Annotated in this window: 25 protein-coding genes; 8 read left to right on the top strand and 17 right to left on the bottom strand. The window is 39.0% G+C overall.

Annotated elements, in window-relative coordinates; all coding sequences use genetic code 11:
• Positions 1–19: 19 nt before the first annotated feature.
• Together MKY49_RS08280 and MKY49_RS08275 are read right to left on the bottom strand one after the other, a co-directional pair.
• Positions 20–1,087: a DmpA family aminopeptidase gene (locus MKY49_RS08280; RefSeq protein ID WP_341385939.1), complete on the bottom strand. Its 1,068-nt coding sequence runs from the start codon at positions 1,085–1,087 to the stop codon at positions 20–22.
• The gene (locus tag MKY49_RS08275) at positions 1,056–1,787 is read right to left on the bottom strand and encodes an aspartate/glutamate racemase family protein (protein ID WP_341385938.1); all 732 of its coding nucleotides are present in this window, start codon (positions 1,785–1,787) and stop codon (positions 1,056–1,058) included. Before MKY49_RS08275 ends, MKY49_RS08280 begins: the two co-directional genes overlap by 32 nt.
• A gap of 249 nt (positions 1,788–2,036) precedes the next feature.
• On the opposite strand from MKY49_RS08275, the gene MKY49_RS08270 reads away from it, so the two are divergent.
• Entirely contained in the window at positions 2,037–3,431 is a 1,395-nt protein-coding gene (locus MKY49_RS08270; protein WP_274796644.1) for an alanine/glycine:cation symporter family protein, read from the top strand.
• A 44-nt stretch (positions 3,432–3,475) separates the two neighbouring features.
• Here the strand turns inward: MKY49_RS08270 and MKY49_RS08265 are convergent, their stop codons facing one another.
• The gene (locus MKY49_RS08265; protein ID WP_341385937.1) at positions 3,476–5,437 is read right to left on the bottom strand and encodes a methyl-accepting chemotaxis protein; all 1,962 of its coding nucleotides are present in this window, start codon (positions 5,435–5,437) and stop codon (positions 3,476–3,478) included.
• A 315-nt stretch (positions 5,438–5,752) separates the two neighbouring features.
• Here MKY49_RS08265 and MKY49_RS08260 point away from each other — a divergent pair, with 315 nt between their 5' ends.
• On the top strand, positions 5,753–6,310 hold the full coding sequence (locus tag MKY49_RS08260) for a delta-aminolevulinic acid dehydratase (protein WP_274796641.1): 558 nt from the start codon (positions 5,753–5,755) through the stop codon (positions 6,308–6,310).
• A 39-nt stretch (positions 6,311–6,349) separates the two neighbouring features.
• Here the strand turns inward: MKY49_RS08260 and MKY49_RS08255 are convergent, their stop codons facing one another.
• The 7 genes from MKY49_RS08255 to MKY49_RS08225 all read right to left on the bottom strand — a co-directional run bounded on the left by MKY49_RS08255 (position 6,350) and on the right by MKY49_RS08225 (position 9,797).
• Positions 6,350–6,886 carry a DUF1572 family protein gene (locus MKY49_RS08255; protein WP_341386917.1) on the bottom strand — a complete coding sequence of 179 codons (537 nt, stop codon included), beginning with the start codon at positions 6,884–6,886 and terminating at the stop codon, positions 6,350–6,352.
• Positions 6,887–6,932: 46 nt separating this feature from the next.
• Positions 6,933–7,823, bottom strand: a complete 891-nt coding sequence (locus MKY49_RS08250; protein WP_341385936.1) for a hypothetical protein — start codon at positions 7,821–7,823, stop codon at positions 6,933–6,935.
• Complete coding sequence (locus MKY49_RS08245; RefSeq protein ID WP_341385935.1) at positions 7,816–8,331, bottom strand: RNA polymerase sigma factor; 516 nt, start codon at positions 8,329–8,331, stop codon at positions 7,816–7,818. Before MKY49_RS08245 ends, MKY49_RS08250 begins: the two co-directional genes overlap by 8 nt.
• A gap of 102 nt (positions 8,332–8,433) precedes the next feature.
• Positions 8,434–9,042 carry an SCO family protein gene (locus tag MKY49_RS08240; RefSeq protein WP_274796636.1) on the bottom strand — a complete coding sequence of 203 codons (609 nt, stop codon included), beginning with the start codon at positions 9,040–9,042 and terminating at the stop codon, positions 8,434–8,436.
• Positions 9,043–9,148: 106 nt separating this feature from the next.
• A complete protein-coding gene (locus tag MKY49_RS08235) occupies positions 9,149–9,271 on the bottom strand; it encodes a YvrJ family protein (RefSeq protein WP_004229459.1) in 123 nt (40 codons plus the stop codon).
• A gap of 71 nt (positions 9,272–9,342) precedes the next feature.
• Positions 9,343–9,567 (bottom strand): DUF2922 domain-containing protein, encoded by a 225-nt coding sequence (locus MKY49_RS08230; protein WP_274796635.1) that lies wholly within the window; start codon positions 9,565–9,567, stop codon positions 9,343–9,345.
• A 14-nt stretch (positions 9,568–9,581) separates the two neighbouring features.
• Complete coding sequence (locus MKY49_RS08225; RefSeq protein ID WP_322606248.1) at positions 9,582–9,797, bottom strand: DUF1659 domain-containing protein; 216 nt, start codon at positions 9,795–9,797, stop codon at positions 9,582–9,584.
• Positions 9,798–9,920: 123 nt separating this feature from the next.
• On the opposite strand from MKY49_RS08225, the gene MKY49_RS08220 reads away from it, so the two are divergent.
• The gene (locus tag MKY49_RS08220) at positions 9,921–10,349 is read left to right on the top strand and encodes a DUF2621 domain-containing protein (protein WP_274797296.1); all 429 of its coding nucleotides are present in this window, start codon (positions 9,921–9,923) and stop codon (positions 10,347–10,349) included.
• Here MKY49_RS08220 and MKY49_RS08215 read toward each other — a convergent pair whose 3' ends face one another.
• The 5 genes from MKY49_RS08215 to MKY49_RS08195 all read right to left on the bottom strand — a co-directional run bounded on the left by MKY49_RS08215 (position 10,350) and on the right by MKY49_RS08195 (position 12,545).
• The gene (locus MKY49_RS08215; protein ID WP_341385934.1) at positions 10,350–10,550 is read right to left on the bottom strand and encodes a hypothetical protein; all 201 of its coding nucleotides are present in this window, start codon (positions 10,548–10,550) and stop codon (positions 10,350–10,352) included. It lies immediately after the preceding gene.
• Positions 10,551–10,684: 134 nt separating this feature from the next.
• Positions 10,685–10,834: a hypothetical protein gene (locus MKY49_RS08210; protein WP_341385933.1), complete on the bottom strand. Its 150-nt coding sequence runs from the start codon at positions 10,832–10,834 to the stop codon at positions 10,685–10,687.
• A gap of 62 nt (positions 10,835–10,896) precedes the next feature.
• Positions 10,897–11,391: a CcdC family protein gene (locus MKY49_RS08205; RefSeq protein WP_274796631.1), complete on the bottom strand. Its 495-nt coding sequence runs from the start codon at positions 11,389–11,391 to the stop codon at positions 10,897–10,899.
• A 24-nt stretch (positions 11,392–11,415) separates the two neighbouring features.
• Complete coding sequence (locus tag MKY49_RS08200) at positions 11,416–11,784, bottom strand: response regulator (protein WP_274796630.1); 369 nt, start codon at positions 11,782–11,784, stop codon at positions 11,416–11,418.
• A gap of 50 nt (positions 11,785–11,834) precedes the next feature.
• Positions 11,835–12,545: a cytochrome c biogenesis CcdA family protein gene (locus MKY49_RS08195; protein WP_274796629.1), complete on the bottom strand. Its 711-nt coding sequence runs from the start codon at positions 12,543–12,545 to the stop codon at positions 11,835–11,837.
• A 509-nt stretch (positions 12,546–13,054) separates the two neighbouring features.
• On the opposite strand from MKY49_RS08195, the gene MKY49_RS08190 reads away from it, so the two are divergent.
• From MKY49_RS08190 to MKY49_RS08175, 4 genes are all read left to right on the top strand, one after another.
• Positions 13,055–13,786 carry a FadR/GntR family transcriptional regulator gene (locus MKY49_RS08190; RefSeq protein WP_322605728.1) on the top strand — a complete coding sequence of 244 codons (732 nt, stop codon included), beginning with the start codon at positions 13,055–13,057 and terminating at the stop codon, positions 13,784–13,786.
• Positions 13,787–13,927: 141 nt separating this feature from the next.
• Positions 13,928–14,644 (top strand): (Fe-S)-binding protein, encoded by a 717-nt coding sequence (locus MKY49_RS08185; RefSeq protein WP_274796626.1) that lies wholly within the window; start codon positions 13,928–13,930, stop codon positions 14,642–14,644.
• Positions 14,645–14,660: 16 nt separating this feature from the next.
• Entirely contained in the window at positions 14,661–16,091 is a 1,431-nt protein-coding gene (locus tag MKY49_RS08180) for a LutB/LldF family L-lactate oxidation iron-sulfur protein (RefSeq protein WP_341385932.1), read from the top strand.
• Entirely contained in the window at positions 16,088–16,804 is a 717-nt protein-coding gene (locus tag MKY49_RS08175; RefSeq protein WP_274796621.1) for a LutC/YkgG family protein, read from the top strand. The genes MKY49_RS08180 and MKY49_RS08175 overlap by 4 nt, the downstream gene beginning before the upstream one ends.
• Positions 16,805–16,841: 37 nt before the next feature.
• Here the strand turns inward: MKY49_RS08175 and MKY49_RS08170 are convergent, their stop codons facing one another.
• Positions 16,842–18,137: an MFS transporter gene (locus MKY49_RS08170; protein WP_312507077.1), complete on the bottom strand. Its 1,296-nt coding sequence runs from the start codon at positions 18,135–18,137 to the stop codon at positions 16,842–16,844.
• A 123-nt stretch (positions 18,138–18,260) separates the two neighbouring features.
• On the opposite strand from MKY49_RS08170, the gene MKY49_RS08165 reads away from it, so the two are divergent.
• The gene (locus MKY49_RS08165) at positions 18,261–19,511 is read left to right on the top strand and encodes a helix-turn-helix domain-containing protein (RefSeq protein ID WP_341385931.1); all 1,251 of its coding nucleotides are present in this window, start codon (positions 18,261–18,263) and stop codon (positions 19,509–19,511) included.
• Positions 19,512–19,579: 68 nt separating this feature from the next.
• Here MKY49_RS08165 and MKY49_RS08160 read toward each other — a convergent pair whose 3' ends face one another.
• Entirely contained in the window at positions 19,580–20,320 is a 741-nt protein-coding gene (locus MKY49_RS08160) for a hypothetical protein (protein WP_341385930.1), read from the bottom strand.
• Between the last annotated feature and the right edge of the window lie 51 nt (positions 20,321–20,371).

Here is a 20,371-nt window from a genome sequence, read left to right as displayed (position 1 = left end):
AAAGCTATTGAAACATGGTCTATGTTTTAATAGCTTTTTGAAATGAGTATGCTTCTACCGTATGTCCATTACGACCAACCGTTGTCTGTGCCTGTGAAAGTGAGTTCAAAATGGCTTCCTCTGTTGCTTCAGCAGCAGCAGCAAATAATTGATTCATGATAGGATGGTCCTCACGTAGCTGTGCTCTTGTTTCCACTAGCTGGTCAGTGCTATGAGGAATACGATGGGCAGTTGTAAAGCCAATGACAATATCGCCACTACCATGCGAAAAATGACTGCCTGTCCGTCCTAGACCGATGCCACAACGTTTAATGACGCGGGTCAATTGTCGGCTACTTAGTGGAGCATCTGTCGCAAGTACAATAATAATGGAGCCATCTGTTGGTGATAAGGTCGATTTGCTTTGAGTAGGTGAAGCTACATAATGCTCGGCTAAAAAGTCTGTACTTTGTCCAAAATTACTAAGAACTAAGCAGCCAACTGTATAGCTAACATCAGGTTGTTCAATTTTAACAAGACGAGAAGATGAACCAATCCCTCCTTTATAGCCGAAACACATCATGCCTTTTCCTGCACCAATGGCTCCCTCCTGTGCGGTATCGTTGGAGGCTTGATGAATCGCTTTGATGGCATGCTCTGGTGTCACAGCACAGGCTCTGATGGAGTTTAAATAACTATCATTACATTCGCCTACAACGAGATTAATGGTTCCTGTTGTGAGGCCAATGTCTTTATTCATGTCTAGCATATAACGCATCGTGCCTTGCGTAACTGCTGGCACACCGAAAGTATTGGTTAGCATAATGGGTGACTCAATAACCCCTAGTTCATTGACCTGTACAAGCCCCGTCGTTTTTCCAAAGCCATTCAGCACATAACTTGCAGCCGTCACCTTGTCCTGAAATACATTGCCGCTATGCGGTAAAATGGCTGTGACGCCCGTGCACGCATAGCCTCCATGCTGATCTAATGGCTCATCCAGTGTGACATGACCCACTCGGACTCCAGCTACGTCGGTAATACAGTTTTTTTTGCCGACTGGTAAGGTGCCAATTTTAATGCCTAATTGTCTTACTTTCCCCTGCATAATTTGCTCCCTCCTGAATAGCCATCGCTACAGCAGTCTGTGCATGGATGGCTGTTGTATCAAATACTGGAATCGTAACATTCTCCTGTTGAATCAGCAGACCAATCTCTGTACAGCCTAAAATGACCCCTTCTACACCAGCTTTCACAAGCTCGTCGATAACGTGGACATAGTATGACTTAGAGGCTGGCACAATATTGCCTAAGCATAGTTCTTCATAAATAATACGATTTACTTCTATTCGCTCATGTTCGTTTGGCACAATGACTTCAATACCAAAGTCCTCTATTCTTGCTTTATAAAACGCTTGCTCCATTGTATATTTCGTGCCAAGAAGGGCAATTTTCTGTAGGCCTGCTTCTTTAATTTGCCGAGCTGTTGCATCCGCAATATGTAAAATAGGAATGGTGATAGATGCATCAATAATATCAATGACCTTATGCATCGTATTCGTACAAATAACGATAAAATCTGCACCTGCTCGCTCAAGTGATTGTGCTGCTTGAGCAAGGACCTCGCCCGCCTTGTCCCACTCTCCTCTAGCCTGAAAATGCTCAATTTGCTGGAAATCAACACTATATAGGATACATTTCGCAGAGTGTAAGCCTCCGAGCTGTTGTTTGATTTGTTCATTGATAAGTCTGTAATATTGTGCAGACGATTCCCAGCTCATGCCACCAATTAAACCGATTGTTTTCATCAAAATCACTCTCCTTTTTTCTATTATTATACGCGGAACATGCGCAGAAATAAGAGAATTTTCCAAGTACCTATAATTTTCTATAAAATTATTATTGTATTTTACTAGGAAACAATAATTAAAAATACAATTTCTAACTTACTATTTTGAAATCATAAAATTTTAATATAATTCTTTATTTTAGAAAAGTTGATTTTTTATAAAAAAACAGTGTAGACTTAAACGTATTGTATGAAAGGAGGACAACTTATGGAATGGATTTCATCTATTGTAGATAGCGGAAATAATATTTTATGGACATATATCCTGATTATTTTACTTTTAGCAGCAGGATTATATTTTTCAATTGGTACAAAATTTGTACAAATTCGTCTTTTTCCTGAAATGTTTCGTCTGATTGTTGAAAAAAGAGATGGCGAATCGGGTGTGTCACCGTTTCAAGCCTTTACGATTAGTGCCGCTTCACGTGTTGGCACTGGGAATATCACAGGTGTTGCCTTAGCCATTGGTGTCGGGGGCCCTGGTGCTGTATTTTGGATGTGGATTATCGCTATTTTAGGGATGGCAACCGCCTTCATCGAAAGTACTTTAGCGCAGGTGTACAAAGTCAAGGATGGCGATACGTTCCGAGGTGGACCTGCCTACTATATGGAGAAGGCATTAGGTCAAAGAAAGCTAGGTATTATCTTTAGTATTCTATTAACATTAAGCTTTGGATTTATTTTTAACGCTGTACAATCGAATACTATCGCAACTTCAGTTGGAGATGCATTTGACATAAGTCCAAAGGCCATCGGGGTTATGCTAGTAGTGTTAACAGCATTAATTATTTTTGGTGGTGTACATAGAATTGTAAAAGTAACACAAATTCTTGTACCTGTCATGGCGATCTTTTATTTACTTGTAGCCCTTTTTGTTGTGGTGACAAATTTATCTGAAATACCGAATGTATTCAAACTAATTTTCACGCACGCATTTGGTCTTCAAGAAGCGGCTGGTGGTGCAATCGGTGCGGCTATCATGCAAGGGGTACGTCGTGGTTTATTTTCCAATGAAGCTGGTATGGGTAGTGTGCCTAATGCAGCAGCTACTGCCAATACCTCACATCCCGCGAAGCAAGGGCTTGTACAAAGCTTAGGTGTCTTTTTTGATACGATTATGATTTGTACTGCGACAGCCTTTATCATTATTTTAGCTGGTTTATATGATACAGGTGAAAGCAACGGCATTATTTTGACGCAAGATTCTTTAGCTGTGCATGTTGGGGGCTGGGCTCCATATTTCATTGCCATTTCCATCATCTTCTTTGCTTTTAGCTCGATTATCGGTAACTATTATTATGGTGAATCCAATATTGAATTTATGAATGCCCATAAAGGTTGGATGTTTAGCTATCGTATTTTAGTGTTAGTTATGGTAATGTTTGGCTCGTTAGCACAGGTACAGCTTGTGTGGAACTTAGCTGACCTATTTATGGGTCTCATGGCTCTCATCAATATTGCTATTATTATGCTTCTTGGAAAAATTGCCTTCCTTGTATTAGACGACTTTACCCTACAACGTAAAGCTGGTAAAAACCCTGTCTTTTATGCAAAATCGATTCCAACGTTAAAAAATACAGATTGTTGGGAAGAAGATCGATAAAACAACGAACGCCACTCCTAATTTAACAGGAGTGGCGTTTTGCTTTAATATTTAAACTGACTAATGAGTTGCTTTAATTCATCTGCCATATGTGCTAGTGCTTGAGCAGAGGCATTGATTTCTTCCATTGAAGCTAATTGTTCCTCTGTCGATGCCGCTACATCCTCTGACGCAGCTGCATTACCTTTTGCTGAGAATGCCAGATCTTCCGTCACTGCTGCAACCTCTTGAACACCTGCAGACATTTGCTCTGAGGCTGAGGATACTTCCTCCATTTTAGGCGTAATTTCATTCATACTTGCCATAATAACTTGGAATTTTGTAATAGCTTCATCTGAAATATGCAATCCACTTTGCACATCCTCCGTCACCTTCGCCATAATCGTAACAGATTGCTCTGTTTCTTGTTGAATTCCTCGAATCAGCTCAAAAATTTGCTTTGCCGATTCCTGTGACTGCTCGGCTAGCTTGCGCACTTCATCTGCCACAACCGCAAAGCCTTTTCCATGTTCACCCGCTCGTGCTGCCTCTATTGCTGCGTTTAGTGCCAGTAAATTAGTTTGATCTGCGATGCTTGTAATGACATCTAAAATAGATGTAATTTGCTGTGATCGTTCATGTAAAGTTTGGATTTTCGCATTGGAATCCGCTACGGATAAATGGATGGACTGCATTTGATCCTTTGTATTTTGAACGGCTTGTCCACCCTCATCTGCTTGCAATGTTGCATGCTGTGAAAGATCGGTTACAGCAGTGGAGATTTCCGCTATGTGAAGAATAGCTGTTGAAAGCTCATGCAGTGACTCTGCATTTTTATTGGCGCTAATCGTTTGAGAATCAGCACTTGTTGCGACATCCTGAATCGAAATCGCTACTTTTTCAGTCGCAATGCTTGTCTGATTCGCATTGGCTGTTAGCTCTTCTGCTGACGAAGCGACTTCCTCTGCGTTTTGTTCAATCTTTTGAATTAGTGTCCGTAAGCTTTCTTGCATGTCATTAAAGGCTTGCCCTAATTGACCAATCTCATCATTTGAAGAAACCGTCACCGTCTCTGTAAGATCACCTTTACTAATTGTAACGGCGCTGTCCTTTAATGCTTTAATTGGTTTAATAATGGCCTTCATTACAAAATAAAAGACGATGGAACTAATAATAATAGCTGCCACTAATACAAGAATTGTATGATACAAAATGGAGGAAGCGGACTCATCAATTTCTTCAGCAAAAATTGTTCCGGTAATTTTCCAATTTGTTAATTCATTTGTTGTATAGAACAGGATTCGATCATCACCGTCAAAGACATAGTCATAAGTGCCCGATGAATTTTCGTACATTTTATCAAGGAAGCTTTCTTTCAGCTCTCCGCCTGCTTCTAGGGTCGGATGTGAAATGACTAAGTTATTTTCCCCAAAAATAGAGGAATAGCCATTTCTCCCAATCCGAATCGAATCGGCAACTTTTTGCAGGTCTGTTAGCTTGATATCAATTGCCACAACACCAGAGTGATCCTTAATCTGTTTGGCAACTGTCACCACCATATCGCCGGTTCCTGCGTCCTTATAAGGGTTAGTGATTAGGGTTTCTCCTTTAAGAGCTGTTGCCTCTTTATACCAATCTCGATCTAATGGATTGTAGTCCGCATCATTTAATCGAGGCTCCTGTGTAAAGTCACCGTTATTCATGCCAATATAAACACTCAAAACATCTGGATTCAGCTTAGTATATTGCTGTAATTTTGACACAATCGATGCTTGTGCTTGCTCATACTGTTGAGCATCTACTTCACTACTAAAGACGTTAATTTCATCCATTTTTTCGCTAATGGTTTTATCAATAAGCTTATTTAAAATGCCTACACTTTCATTGGCACTAAATAAAATTTCTTCTTTAATGGAATCTTTTGCAGATAAGTAGGATAAACTCCCCACAGATATCACAGGGATAAGTAATACAAGCGCAAATAGCGTATAAAGCTTGCCTTTAAAACTGCTAAATAGTTTCTTCATATATCAGTCTCCTTTTAATTTACACGTGAAAAAATACTTTATTTTTCCACCATCTTTCCCTTTCTTTATCTGCATAACATTTCTCCCCTTACTTTTATCGGACGAAAAAAATTTTTTCAAACAATTTTATGATTTTCCTACTATTCAGTCTTTCCCGAAAAATAAAAATCCCCTATATTCGCCATTATTATGATGACAATATAGGAGTAATTTCGCTTATTCTAGTAAATAAATAGCCTGCTGAACATCAGCAATTGGAAATGTATCCTGTAATATTAACTTTTCATTTATACTAATAATGGAGGTGAAGAGACTTTGAGTAAACCAGAGTTATATGTAAATTTAGTAGTTGGACCAGATTGTGATTTCGAATCCATGGCCATTAGAGCGGCACTTGAATCATTTGGCGCCAGGGTCACACTGCATTTGATTGGAAGACCCAATGATTTGATTGATGTCTTATCTGGAGAGGACCTTTATGGCAGAATGGACTATCTTATTTTAAATTTCCACGGCAATGAAGGGCGCTTTTGTTTACCCGAGTTAGGCGAAGAAGTGTATGAGAACGATGAACCTCAAGACCTATACTTTGGACCAAGGCATATTGAGTCCTATTGCCGGCTACAAAATGTCAAAGTTCTAGCAACAGGCTGTACATTAGGTTGGCAGCAGCTAGCAACAGCCTTTTTAGCGAGTGGCTGTCAATCCTATTTAGCACCTGATGATTATATTGACGGCAATGCGAATCTTATGTTTGTTATTCGTTATTTTTATGAAATCATCACCAATCAAAAAAGTCAGCAGGAGGCGTTTGACCTTGCGCAAGCCATTGACTCTGAAACAGCCATGTACAAGCTTTATGTAGCAAATTAAAAGATCGTAGCAACAGATGATTGCTACGATCTTGTGTATTTATGATTGGTTTTTTTCTAGCATGGCCTCTGTAAAAGCTTGAGACTCCCCTTTTGCTATACTTAATGTTTGCCATTCAGAGCCCTTTACTTGTTTCGCAATATAAATAATTTGACCAACATGCTGTGCATAATGAGCCATTTGTCTCTCAATGGCATCGATTACAGCTAGCTGCTCTCCTCTAATGGTAACATGCCTCTCCAAATCAGATTCGCTTAAACTCGCCAAAGTATCTAAAAAGACTTGCCAGCCCTTTTCCCAAACTGCGATAATAGATTCTTTTGTATGAAGACTATCCATAAACTCATCATCCCGATTTCTTGTAGCCTTCTCACCATCTGTCGTTAAAAAATTCGTCCAACGTGAAATCATATTGCCACTAACATGCTTCACAATGACAGCTATATTATTAGATTCTTCATTATACGCCCAGTGCAGCTGTTCCTCTTCTAATTGGGCAAGAGCCTTATCCCCTAACTCTTTCACATTTTGGAATCTCTTTTGAACAACCTGTAAATAGGTTTGCGCAATCGTTATCATTGACCCCCATCCCTTCTTTTCTATCATTTTACAATAGGATGAGCTAATTGCCAGAAATAAATTTTCTTACGATGGCTACCATTTTTTCTTGGACTTCTTCTTGATCACCATTTATTCGATAACCAATATGATAAACATATCCGTTATCATACGTATAAAATTCATTAGCACTGGTTGTAGTCATTCGAAAGACTCGCTTATCTGCCTCATCATAATCATAGTATATATATGCAAAACCTCGGTCTGGAGTCATCTCTCGATAATACAAAGGGTTCAAAAAATTAAAGCCTACATTCTTGAGGTTACTCCCCTCAATGTTCTCAATATTTTCTGTAAGTTTACGGTTAGCTAATGGGTTACGCTCTACGTTCGTAATTGTAAAATGAATATACTGCAAATCTACACCTGCAAGAGATTTTTCTTTAAAGCTAAATTGAAATTGCGTTTGTAGGCTACCATCTTTCATATCTGAAGTTACCGCATAGACCTCCTGAATATTTGCTTGAAACGGCAGATCTTTAGGCTCAATTAGATGGACTGCATCCCCCATTGTAGATGCTACTTCTTGCATAGCCCCGAAACCTTGAAGCGGAGCATAATACTTGATATTTTCACGGTGATTGAGTGAATCGGCAATTTGAAAATACTGACTGTATGTTGTAGCAGTTCCATCTACCTCTGTCTGAAATAATTCAGTGAATGTAGGTACTTCCCCTTCATCCGTTACCTCAGTCGCCAATTGATTCATTGGTTGTGTTGCTTGCCACGCAATAAATAGTAAGAGCGAACAAGTGATCAACATTGTGACTGCACGATATGTCCACTTTGTCTTGGATGGATGTGTTTGCTGTTGGATTTGTTGTCGAACGTTTTGAATGATCGCCTCTTTATGAGCTGTGACATCCTTCAAAATATGCATTGTATGCTTATCCATGGAAAAGTACCTCCCATTCGATATTTTGTAAATCTACTTTTAAAAGCTCTTTCCCTTTTTTTAAACGTGATTTCACCGTACCTTCAGGAATCTCAAGTAATACAGCAATTTCTTTAATTGTCATTTCCTCTAAGTAATAATAGACAATCGCTTCTCGTGGCTTAATGGGTAACCGTAAAATTGCTTCATCTAATAAATCTTGTTCATCCTGAAGAATAAGTGTATCCTGTAAGCCCGACTTTTGTTTGGTAAAAAATTTATGCTGAAATGTAATTTTTCGATATGCCCAGCTTTTTAAGTAATCCTTACATTTATTAATCGTCATGCGTGCCAAGTAAGCCTTCATTTCTCCTCGTTCTTCATAATGTTTTTGATGGTAGAATTTAATAAAAACATCCTGCACAATATCCTCGGCTAGTTGTAAATCCTTTGTATAGTAATAAGCAATTCGAAATAATTGCTCCGTATGTATAGCCATTAGTTGCTCTAATTTTTCGTTATCAGACATGCTTGTCCCTCCTTCTACACTATAAACGATGCTCAACTAGAAAAAGATTATTTTTCCAGAACAAAAAAACCGTCTCTTAAGTCCGAGACGGTTTATTGCTTTTTATAAATTTTCATCAATATATGTTTCGATATCAGAAGCTATCGTATCAATTGGGACATCTTCAATATTTTCAGCATAGCCATTATACATTTTGACGATAACACCATCTTTATCGACTAAGAAAAATTGATTACCATGTATGACTTGATCACTGTTAGGGTCGTTTTTCACTAAAATTTTGGTATTTTTCACAGCAAATTGTTCAATATATTTTTGTGAATATCCTGTTAGAAGGTTCCATTTTGATTCATCTGGTACATTGTATTTACTAAGATAATCGGCTAACACCTCTGGTTTATCCACATCTGGATCTACTGAAAAGGCAACAATATGATAATCCTCTACTCCTTTTTTCTGGAGCTTTTCTTGCACTTGTGCCATATTCAATGACATGGGCGGACAAATCGACACACAGTTCGTAAATATATACATGCCGATCCAAGGCTTGCCTTTCAAACTTTCTAGTGAAATCGTTTCACCACGTTGATTTACATGTTCAAATTCGGGTATTTCCAGGCTATAATCTGCTTTAAATTTTGAATTTCCACATGCTCCTAGCACGGATGCACAAGTCAGCAGTAGAACTAGCCCTAGTAATTTACGTTTCATGGTCAACACTCTCCCTAACCTTACACTATCCTCATCCTAACGTAGGTTGTAAGCGTTGACAAGAACTACTAAGTGACAGCTTTCGTACATCTTTGTGAAATGGATTTCATTTTAACGAAACGAGTGCAGCATGAATCGCATCCAGCTTTACTTCGACGCGGTGCAACAAATAAAATGACACTAAAATCGGAAAACCGATATCGGATATCATGTTTAACCACTGTTCCATTAGGTCTCCTCTCCTCTCTCCTACGGTAAAAAATGGCCTTTGCAGTTCCAATTGCAAAGGCCATCGATGAATTATTCTGTTGCTACATCAAATTCCGTTACTTGACGATCTACAAGGCGTGCCCCCTTAATGGCAGACAAAGCCCCTACCTGTCCGGCAAATACATTTTTCGCCACAATCGTTTCCATTGCCTGCTGAATTTCAGCCACTGAGACATTGGGCTTTGGAGCATCAATCGTTAATGTTGTCGTTTTACCATCCACTGTTGCAAATTGTAACTCTAATACTTGTGCCATGCTGTAATCCCCCCTTAAGATATATCGCTTGTTTCTTGCTTTGCAATGCTAGACAAAGTCTGTGATGAAAGACTTGCAATAGCATGCGCCACAGCTAGTAAATCATCCGCACTATGTGTGTTGTTAAGATTACGATACGATTTTGTTGTGAATTTCGGTTCATTTTGCTCATCATAGCCATCTTCATACTTGAGACGCAGAGTTGCACTAATAAAGTTAACGTTTGCCATCTAACGTCACCTCCCTTCTTGCACACTATATAAAGATGAATTGCTAAAAAAGGGACATTATAGGATGAATTTTTTTTCGGAAGCTCTTATAATAGAGTGAGAGAAGGCAAAGAGGTGAACGATTTGTTACAAGGTTGGTTTTTATGGTTTATTTTATTTTGGGTTGTCGTCCTCATTTCATTGATGGCTATTGGCGGATTCTTTATGTTCCGTAAATTCTTAAAAGCATTACCTAAGCAGGATGGAAAATCTGACTTAGATTGGCAGGAATATTATTTAGATAAAACAATTCACTTATGGGGACAAGCTGAAAAGGACTTACTCTATGAGTTAGTAAGTCCAGTACCTGAGCTCTTTAGACAAGTAGCAAAGGAAAAAATCGCAGGCAAAATCGGTGAGCTCGCTTTAGAGGAAAAAGCAGCTGCCATTAACAATGACCTCATTATTCGTGGCTATATCCAAGCAACACCCAAGCGCGATCACAAATTTTTACGCAAAAAATTAGAACAAATGCAAATTGACATCGCCCCATACGAACACTTATTTGAATGATTATGAAAACGCTGCACATCCATTTTGTGCAGCGTTTCCTTTTGTTATCGAATGCTGCTGTTGGCTATCCATTGCTTTTGGAGTTGTATCCTTCCTTCTGAGGGTTTTATCCGCTACTTTTGCTGTTTTATCCATCACTTTAGCCATCCTATCCGCTACTTTTGCTGTTTTATCCATCACTTTAGCGATTCTATCCACCACTTTTATGATTCTATCCCCTTCTCTTGGCGCTATCCTTCTCTTTGCAGGTTTTATCCGCTACTTTTGCTGTTTTATCCATCACTTTTGCTGTTCTATCCTCCACTTTTGCTGTTCTATCCTCCACTTTTGCGATTCTATCCCCTTCTCTTGGCGCTATCCTTCTCTTTGCAGGTTTTATCCGCTACTTTTGCTGTTCTATCCACTACTTTCTCACTTCTATCCGTCACTTTCCCTTTGCTATCCACCACCTTCGCCTTGCTATCCCACGCTTCAATCCACCCCATAAGAGTGCGATCCAACACCTCTTCACACTTATGAGCATAAAAAAACTACACTAGCTTCTGCACTAGTGTAGTTGTGGAATTGTTTTTTTGACTCTTTTAAACTGGATGAGCATAGCAATTCGCCAAGGTAATAGCATGGCAAAGGCTAGTATCCAGAACATTCCTGCTAATTCACCGACATCGATGGAGCTACTTAATATCATTTTCGCAACAACTCGGAAAACTAACAAGCCGATTAAGATGAAAACGAATGCTTTTGACCGTTTTAAATAAATATCTCGACCTTTAACTTCAAATTTTGAAGTAGCGATTAAAATCGTCGAGAACACCATTCCGACAGCTGCTGCCTCTAAAATTTGCATCGGTGGTACGCGGAATTGCTCGAATAGAAACATCAGTGCACCCGAAGACATCGCTATTGGTGGAATAATAATTTTCTTCTCATTTGTCGGCTTTTTGGAAGCTCTCATTCGAATGACCATGACAAAGCTTCCCATAAGAATGGCCATGATGGTCGACCCTATAACATAATAGTGAGAAGGGATACTGCTCAACATAAAAAATCCTCCTCTAATGTCTAATTAGCAATTTTGTCCAAGTAATTGATCAGCTACAGCCTTTAATCGTTCTGGCTCAAAGGGCTTGGTAATAAAATCCTTTGCCCCACTTTCGATCGCTTCTACGATTAACTTTTGCTGGCCTAAAGCAGTCACCATAATAATTTTTGCATGTGGAAATTCTGGAATAATTTTTTTTACTGCTGCAATACCTGTCATAACGGGCATCGTTACATCCATTGTAACTAAGTCTGGTTGTAACTCACGATACATCGCCACAGCTTCTTTACCATTTGCTGCCTTACCGACTACCTCATAACCCCATTCTGTAAACATATTACTGATTGCAACACGCATAAAAAGCGTATCATCCACTACTAAAACTGTCGGCACATGTTCATCTCCCTACGTTAAAGTTCGGTATGCTTCTTTAGTTTAACAAATTAAAAGCCTGTAAATCCACCGAAAATTGGCTGTAAAAGGCGTGTAATATACGTTAATCCATCAAAGAATAATAAGATCCCAACGGCAATCATTACATAACCGCCGATTTTCACAATTTTTTGGCTATGAGTACGAATCCATGTCATACGTGAAATGAAGAACGATAGCACGAAGAATGGAATCGCAAATCCTAAATAATACGCGAACATATAGCTGAAGCCCGCACCTGGGTTTGTACCAGCTAACATGATAATGGACGCTAGGATGGGTCCAGTACAGGGTGTCCAACCTGCCGCAAAGGCAATCCCTATTAAGACGGACCCCAAATAGCCAGATGGTCTATTTTTAAATTGAAACTTACGATCCTTCATTAAGAAGTCTATTTGCAATAATCCTACAATCATTAAACCAAATACTACGATTAAAATAGCCCCAACCTGTCGTAATAATGTTTGATAATTCAGGAAAAATTCTGCCGCTAATGAAGCACTTAGCCCAATAATAATAAAGATAATTGAAAAACCTAGTAAAAAGAATAATGTGTGGAAAATGGCACGTTTTTGTAGCATACCTTTTTCCGATTTTAGCTCATCTAATGTCATACCCGTTATGTACGATAAAAATGCTGGATACAGTGGGAGAGTACATGGTGAAATAAAACTTAAAAACCCTGCACCAAAAGCTAAAAATACGTTAATATCAGATCCCATATTTTATAATCGCTCCTTACAGTTACTGCATCCATCGTACCAAAAAACAGAATAAAATGCGCCCTTCCAGTTTGTGAACGTTTCATGGCAAAAGTATGAGATTTTTGAGAAGTGCCACTTCGCTACTTTTGCATTATGCTCTCCCGTTATTATTCTGTCAACAAATTGCGCCAATATTCTACCCTTTCGTAGCAGCAATCACTCCCCTTATTCCCACAGTCTTGACATTGTCGATTAGTTGGCGTTACTGTTGAAATAGGCTTCTGTATTCGATAGACACTATTGACCAAATGCTATTGTAAGAAATCATTTACAAAGACAAAGATATCAGAAAATCGAATCATCTGATGACCTTATTATAAGTTGATACTATTATTATCCCCCTTTACATTTCGACAAAATCTCTCTTTACATAAGATGTTTATTTGAATCCGTGAGTAAATGACTTATTTTCATGTATAATGATGATAACAAATGAGCATTTGATCGAGAAAATGAGGTGTAGCTCCTTGGAACTAAGAAAAATTAAACCTAAAAAAATTTATGAAGAAGTGTCCGAAATTCTACATGAAAAAATAAGAGCTGGTGTCCTAAAACCAGGTGATCGTCTTGACTCTGTTGAACAGCTCGCAGAACAATTACAAGTTAGCCGATCTGCTGTACGTGAGGCGCTCTCCGCTTTAAAAGCGATGGGATTGATTGAGATTAAACAAGGCTCTGGGACATTTGTTAAAAGTGTGCCATCCAATCAACTTGATTTTCCATTGTCCACTGCGATGTTAACGAATAGACAGGATATTGCTCATTTATTAGAGGTGCGCAAGATTATTGAGGTAGGAGCAGCAGCAAGTGCAGCTATCCATCGTACGGACCAGGATATACAAGCCATGCTACAAATTTTAGAGGATATGAAGCAAGCCAACGGTGACGGCGAGCTTGGTGAAAAAGTAGATTATCAATTCCATGCGGCCATTTCTACTGCCTCTCAAAACCCCCTACTCGTTACCATCCTAGATCAAATTTCTGGCCTTATGATTGAAACAATGAAAGAAACTCGCCGAATTTGGTTGTATTCCAAAAAAACAACGAGCGAACAATTATATGATGAACATATGCAAATTTTCCTCGCGATTAAACAGCAAAATGAGGAGTTGGCCAAACATGCGATGGCTTCTCATTTAAGCAATGTTGAAAAGGTGCTCCTACAGTATTTCGAATTAACGGAATCCAACTCCGAGTAAAACTACCTACCCCTTCACTAGGTAGTTTTATTTTTTTCAGAAAATTCTCTAAAAACACTTTTATTCTTTTAACAAATTGTTGTATGATATATCCATCAAAAGTCATCAGATGACCAGTTGTTTAGAAAAGGAGCGATGAAAATGAGAGTATCACTATTTGCCACTTGCCTAGTAGATATGTTTCAAGGAAATGTCGGAAAGGCAGTTGTTGAAGTGTTGGAACGACTCGGCTGTGAAATAGACTTTCCTGAAAATCAAATTTGTTGTGGGCAGCCTGCGTACAATAGCGGTTATGTGAAAGAATCCAAAAGTGCCATAAAAAAAATGATCACTGCTTTTGAGGAAGCTGAATATGTGGTCTCCCCTTCTGGTTCCTGTGCTTATATGCTGAAAGAATATCCTGAAATATTGAAGGACGATCCACAATGGGCATTAAAAGCACAGGCTTTAGCGGATAAAACATATGAATTTACTGAATTTATTGTCCATGTCTTAAAAATAGAAGATGTTGGTGCTCATTTCGAAGGCAAAGCTACATACCATACATCCTGCCATATGACTCGTCTGCTCGGTGTAACGGATGCTCCGTTAAAATTATTAAGCCATGTCAAAGGACTACACTACACGGATCTCCCAGGTAAAGATCGGTGCTGTGGATTTGGCGGCACTTTCTCAGTCAAAATGGGCAATATCTCTGGAGAAATGGTCAATGAAAAAGTACAAAATGTGGAAGAAACAGGCGCTGACATTTTAATTGGGGCCGATGCCGGCTGTTTAATGAATATCGGTGGTCGCATTCAGCGCCAAGGGAAACCAATTCAAGTGATGCATATTGCTGAAGTTTTAAACTGCCGATAAAAGGGGGAAATAAATCATGGCAATGAAGACAAGTAATGAGCCATTCCATCAGCGTGTAACAAAAGAACTTAACAATCACTTTATGCGTGGGGCTGTCTCAAGTGCGCAAGAACGCTTTCAAACTCGCCGCTTACAACAAGCTGACGAGCTCGGTCATTGGGAAGAATGGCGCTCGCATGGAGAGGAAATTCGCAAGCATGTTTTAGCTAACCTTGATTATTACTTATATCAATTAAGTGACAATGTTGCCAAAAGAGGCGGACATGTGTTCTTTGCTCATACGGCACAAGAAGCAACCGATTACATTCAAGGCATTGCCAAAAAGAAGGATGCTTCGAAAATTGTCAAGTCGAAATCGATGGTGACAGAAGAAATTAACCTAAATGCAGCTTTAGAGAAACTTGGCTGTGAAGTGATTGAGACAGACCTTGGCGAATACATTTTGCAGGTCGCAGATCATGAGCCTCCCTCCCATATTGTGGCGCCTGCCCTACATAAAAACAAAGAGCAGATTCGAGATATTTTTAAGGAAAAACAAGGCTACACGCAAACAGAAAAGCCAGAGGAGCTTGCTCTCTATGTGCGACAAAAATTACGAAATGACTATTTAACCGCAGATATTGGGATAACAGGCTGTAACTTTGCCATTGCAGAAAGTGGCTCCATTACGCTTGTCACAAATGAAGGTAATGCTGATTTAGTCACGGCTTTACCGAAAACGCAAATTACGGTTATGGGAATGGAAAGAATTGTCCCTACCTTTGAAGAAATGGAGGTTCTTGTGAGCCTATTAACAAGGAGTGCGGTGGGTCAAAAGCTAACTAGCTATATTACGACATTAACCGGAATCAAAGAAGAGGGTGATACGGATGGACCAGAGGAATTTCACCTAGTTATTGTAGATAATGGACGCTCGGCTATTTTAGGTAGTGAATTCCAGCCCATTTTACAATGTATCCGCTGTGCTGCTTGTGTAAATGCTTGCCCTGTGTACCGTCATGTTGGTGGCCATACGTATGGTTCCATCTACTCTGGGCCTGTTGGCGTTGTCCTTTCACCTCTTTTAGGAGGCTATGATGATTATAAAGAATTGCCATATGCTTCTACATTGTGTGGGGCTTGCACAGACGCATGTCCTGTCAAAATCCCTTTACATCAGCTGATTCATCGCCATCGCCAAGTCATCGTTGAAAATGAAGGCAAAGCACCTGTTTCTGAAAAGCTATTAATGAAGGCATTTGGCTTAGGTGCTTCCTCTCCTACTTTATATAAGATGGCAACCAAAATGGCGGCACCAGCAATGTCCCCGTTTACGAAAGACAACACCATTTCGAAAGGACCAGGTCCATTAAAAGCATGGACTGAAGCGAGGGATTTTCCTGCACCAACAAAAGATAGCTTTAGAAATTGGTTGAAAAACCGTTCAAAAGGAGGCGAACACCAGTGACAGGTACCATTCACAATCGAGAATCCTTCTTAGCCAACATCGCAAAGCAGCTTGGACGTTCACCAAAAATAGAACTTTCACGCCCAACGTGGCAATATCAGCCACAAGACCGCATTCTCAAAGATGCCACAAAGGACGAATTAGTAGAGGTATTAATAAAGCAGTGTGCTAATATTCATACTGATATTGTCATTTCCACTACCGCAAAGCTATCTGAAGATTTACAATCCGTTGTTGACCATTATGGGGGTCAGTCCATCATTACATGGCATGATAAACGATTCCAAAAGTATGGACTATCACAATTAATGACCGAACAATGGCCACAAGCTAATATTCAGCATTATGAATGGAATGCACAGCACCAGGAGGAAAACATCCGACAAGCTGAAAAAGCGAATATTGGTATTACAATCAGTGAAATGACCTTGGCAGAATCGGGGACTGCTGTACTTTTTAGTAGCAAGGATAAGGGACGTAGTGTTAGTTTTTTACCAGAAAAATCGATTATTTTAATTCCGAAAAGTACGATTGTTCCTCGTATGACACAGGCAGCACGTTGGATTAGTGAAAAAATCCGTCGTGGTGAAAAAATTGCCTCATGCATCAACTTTATAACGGGTCCAAGTAACTCAGCAGATATCGAAATGATTTTAATCGTTGGGGTACATGGCCCCATTCAAGCAACGTATATTGTTATTGAGGACCAATAATTAACAAAGGCATGCAAAGTTTATGCATGCCTTTTGGTTATGTTGTTGAATTAGGAATACTTTCTGCTATAGCTTTTTGATCATAATACTCTGGATGTGCTTCTCTTAAGATGGATGGTCGCAACATTACAAGTGAAATTGAAATTATAATGACGCTTGTAACAGGTAAAATAATTGTCGCTGGTACAGTATCATATAATATACCGTAAATAACCATACCTATTGGCATCATGGACATTGCCATGGTCTCTAATAAGCCTAAGACGCGTCCACGGTATTCCTCAGAGATGATTTTTTGCATATACACCCCTATTGGCATATTAATGCCCATCTCGAATATAGCAAAAATAAAGTAAATGATTAGATAAAAGATAACGACTGCTAAGTAGGAGAAATCTGTAACTAATGGAATGACGGCTAAAGCTACACTCCCTGACAATAGCAATAAGCTTATTTTTGAGAAACGTAATGGCACTTTAACCTCTGATCTTGATGCAAAGTATACGGAAGCTCCCAGCATACCCGCTGCTCCTGAAGCCTGAATAAAGCCGAAATGCGTAGATTCTACTTTCAGTAATTCAATGATAATGAATGTTCCTCCGACAGATATGGCAGAAAAGAATAAATTAATCCATAATGCTACCCACATAATTGTTTTAATGACTTTACGCTGCTTAATGTAATGGAACCCACCTTTAAGACTTTCCCAAACCTTTTCCTTCTTCACATCTTTTCCTCTTGTACTATAGAGGTTAAAATCCATTGTTGCCTCTAAACAAAAGGCAATAGCGTACGCCACCATATTGACCATTAAAAAAACGTCGATATTAAAAAATCCGTACATCATCCCGCCAATGACTGGCCCCCCAATGGCAGCCACGGACATGGACATTTGATTAAATGACATCGCACGCTGTAAGCGCTCTGAATTAACAAGGGTAGCAATAGCTGATGAAAATGTAACACCGGAAAAGGCAGAGCAGATCGTGTTAAACACAGTAGCAATGTAAATAGCGTAAACTGACATCCCTACCGTTTCTGTATATAACAGTAACCCCCCAACGGTTACAATAGTCCCTGCCTGCGCCAGTAAAATTGTTCGTTTTTTCGAATAATTATCCGCGACATACCCTGCTATAGGTGCCACAAGAGCACGAGGTAACACAGAACAAATCATATTCGTTGCAAAGCTCATGGCCGACCCTGTCATGGCTAATATATATAAGCTAAAACCAAATGCCATCACATGTGCCCCTAGCATGGCAATCATTTTACTCGCTGTAAATGTCCATAAATGATAGGTAGCCTTCTTTAATTTCTCCGCTTCATTCATCTCAAAACCCCTCCGTTTTTTAACTAAATTAAAAAGTTTAATCATGTTAAACAAAATATACCATATCTCCCCCTTTTCACGCAAGAAAAAGTTTAATATAATTAAACAAAAGGAGGCGAGGCAGTGGATTCTTTAGGCACACGCATTCGTAAATTAAGGAAAGAACAAAAATTAACATTAGAGGCACTAGCCGGTGAGCGTCTAACAAAGGGCATGTTAAGCCAAATAGAAAATGATAAGGCCAAGCCTTCCATGGAAAGCCTTGATTATATTGCTGAACGTTTAGGGGTGAAAGCTAGTGAATTACTGGAAGAAGTAACGTCATCCTCACTTCGCCCGCTTTTAGAGCAGGTTGAAATTTTATTTGCAGAAGTAAAACGGGGTGATGCCGACCATCATCAAGAAATTGTTAATCTCATTAAGCCATCTGTAGAGAATCTTCCACTTAGCTACGAAGCTGGACGGTTATTGTATATTTACGCATACGCTCAGTATGAAGCTGGATTAACAACTTGGGAATCCCCGCTTCAGCAAGCTCGTACTATTTTTAAGGAAATTAATTTACGCAGCCATTGGTTCAAAACATTTGTCCTAGAGATTTCAATTTTAGCAGCAAAGCGTCAATATACATCGGCTTACGCTCGTATCTTACAGGCAAAGGAAATTATTGAACAAGAAGACTATCAGCTCGATTCCCGCGATGCCTTATTAATGACTTATTATACGAGTATATTCCAGCTCGCAATTGGTGAGCATGAGGAAGGGAAAAAATTAATTCAAGAGTCAATTACTAATGCCCATAAAAACCAACTGTTCTATCAAATTGATAATATGTACAGGATTGGTGCCTATTGTGCTATGATCGATCATGATTTTGAACAAACAGATCATATGTTTATGAAGCTAGCGCAATATCAGGCATTTGCGGAACGTGTTGAGGTGGACGCCTTTATTTTTGTATTGAAGGCACATTATTATAATAGTTACATCCATAATTATGAGCAGGCTCTGATTGAAATAGAACGTTTTAATGAGCTTAGGAAGCATGAGTATATAGACAAGCTGGATCCTAATTTTTATTATGCTGAAAAAGGAAAATCCCTCTATTTACTTGGTCGTTATGACGAAGCGAAGGCTGCATTTGAACAATATAAAAACATACCGATTTATATTAGTCACCCATATGATATTTTAAGCTTACATGAGTGTTTTTCCTATAAAGCCCTGTGCTATGCACATTTTGGGGAGCTAACAACAGCCTACGACATTGCAAAAATGGCCTACACAGATTCATTAAATTTAGTGGATTTACCTTACAAACGAAAAATTGAGGAAGTCTATCATTCGATTAAAGCACAAATTAATTCTTTCTAGAATAAAACATTATGGGTTCGATGCAAGGTGCTACTGCCCCATATCGAACTCATTTTTAATTATTTTATTTAGCTGTTTAGAGGAACAAATTTCATTTGATGTGCCAGGAATTCATTTTTAGCCTCATCAAATTGATATGTAATATAGACATCACCTACATATTGCGGAGATACTCCAACACTAGCACCTAGCACTACAGTTAATTTTTGATTGTCTAATTTATAATAAACGACCCCTCCAAAATTAAGATGCTCTTGCTCTACGTGTGGATCTAGAGCGACAACATTCACATGCTGTTCAGTACCTTGCACTACTACTTGAATATTTAGATTCTCTCCTTTTTTAGTAATTTTCGATTCGAAGTGATCCGAAATAATTTCTTCAAAAGGCTGTACGTTTATTTCGGAGAGGTTCTCACTATTCAGCACATGTACTTCATCAATCGTTAAACCAGTCCCTCTTCCTGTATTTATAATTACTACTGCTTCTTTTTTCCCGTCCCCTGTAATATCTGTATAATAAACTTGAGGCTCTGTAATGGTCGTAAAACGCCAATTAAACTCTTTCTCCATATTATTTACTGCAACAGTTACACCACTGAAACCATCTGAAACTTTTGTTTTTGGTGTGAGCTGTACTTCATTGTTCTCTGAAAACCAAATAATACTTTCCTTCGCCTCTTGTTTCGGCTGCATTGATAATTGTTCGGTTGAAGAGTTCTCATCCTTCTGAGAACTTTCTTGATGAACATTACAACCCACAAGCAATAAAATACTAGACAATACCAACATACCAAATTCCTTTTTCAACCTATTTGTCCTCCCCATTCTAAAAAAACTGGGACATAACGTTGACTCTCA

The sequence above is a fragment of the Lysinibacillus sp. FSL M8-0134 genome, assembly GCF_038069745.1.
GTDB classification, from domain to species: domain Bacteria; phylum Bacillota; class Bacilli; order Bacillales_A; family Planococcaceae; genus Lysinibacillus; species Lysinibacillus irui.
This window is presented reverse-complemented; position numbering and strand designations above follow the sequence as displayed.

What these genes read in the sequence shown, in the direction of transcription:
- MKY49_RS08245 (WP_341385935.1), bottom strand. Translation starts at nt 8,331, where the DNA reads ATGTCTGATAACGAAAAATTAGAGCAACTAATGGCTATACATACGGAG.
- MKY49_RS08240 (WP_274796636.1), bottom strand. Translation starts at nt 9,042, where the DNA reads ATGAAACGTAAATTACTAGGGCTAGTTCTACTGCTGACTTGTGCATCC.
- MKY49_RS08250 (WP_341385936.1), bottom strand. Translation starts at nt 7,823, where the DNA reads ATGGATAAGCATACAATGCATATTTTGAAGGATGTCACAGCTCATAAA.
- MKY49_RS08170 (WP_312507077.1), bottom strand. Translation starts at nt 18,137, where the DNA reads ATGAATGAAGCGGAGAAATTAAAGAAGGCTACCTATCATTTATGGACA.
- MKY49_RS08275 (WP_341385938.1), bottom strand. Translation starts at nt 1,787, where the DNA reads ATGAAAACAATCGGTTTAATTGGTGGCATGAGCTGGGAATCGTCTGCA.
- MKY49_RS08270 (WP_274796644.1), top strand. Translation starts at nt 2,037, where the DNA reads ATGGAATGGATTTCATCTATTGTAGATAGCGGAAATAATATTTTATGG.
- MKY49_RS08180 (WP_341385932.1), top strand. Translation starts at nt 14,661, where the DNA reads ATGGCAATGAAGACAAGTAATGAGCCATTCCATCAGCGTGTAACAAAA.
- MKY49_RS08195 (WP_274796629.1), bottom strand. Translation starts at nt 12,545, where the DNA reads ATGGGATCTGATATTAACGTATTTTTAGCTTTTGGTGCAGGGTTTTTA.
- MKY49_RS08265 (WP_341385937.1), bottom strand. Translation starts at nt 5,437, where the DNA reads ATGAAGAAACTATTTAGCAGTTTTAAAGGCAAGCTTTATACGCTATTT.
- MKY49_RS08225 (WP_322606248.1), bottom strand. Translation starts at nt 9,797, where the DNA reads ATGGCAAACGTTAACTTTATTAGTGCAACTCTGCGTCTCAAGTATGAA.
- MKY49_RS08205 (WP_274796631.1), bottom strand. Translation starts at nt 11,391, where the DNA reads ATGTTGAGCAGTATCCCTTCTCACTATTATGTTATAGGGTCGACCATC.
- MKY49_RS08210 (WP_341385933.1), bottom strand. Translation starts at nt 10,834, where the DNA reads ATGGGGTGGATTGAAGCGTGGGATAGCAAGGCGAAGGTGGTGGATAGC.
- MKY49_RS08185 (WP_274796626.1), top strand. Translation starts at nt 13,928, where the DNA reads ATGAGAGTATCACTATTTGCCACTTGCCTAGTAGATATGTTTCAAGGA.
- MKY49_RS08235 (WP_004229459.1), bottom strand. Translation starts at nt 9,271, where the DNA reads ATGGAACAGTGGTTAAACATGATATCCGATATCGGTTTTCCGATTTTA.
- MKY49_RS08280 (WP_341385939.1), bottom strand. Translation starts at nt 1,087, where the DNA reads ATGCAGGGGAAAGTAAGACAATTAGGCATTAAAATTGGCACCTTACCA.
- MKY49_RS08230 (WP_274796635.1), bottom strand. Translation starts at nt 9,567, where the DNA reads ATGGCACAAGTATTAGAGTTACAATTTGCAACAGTGGATGGTAAAACG.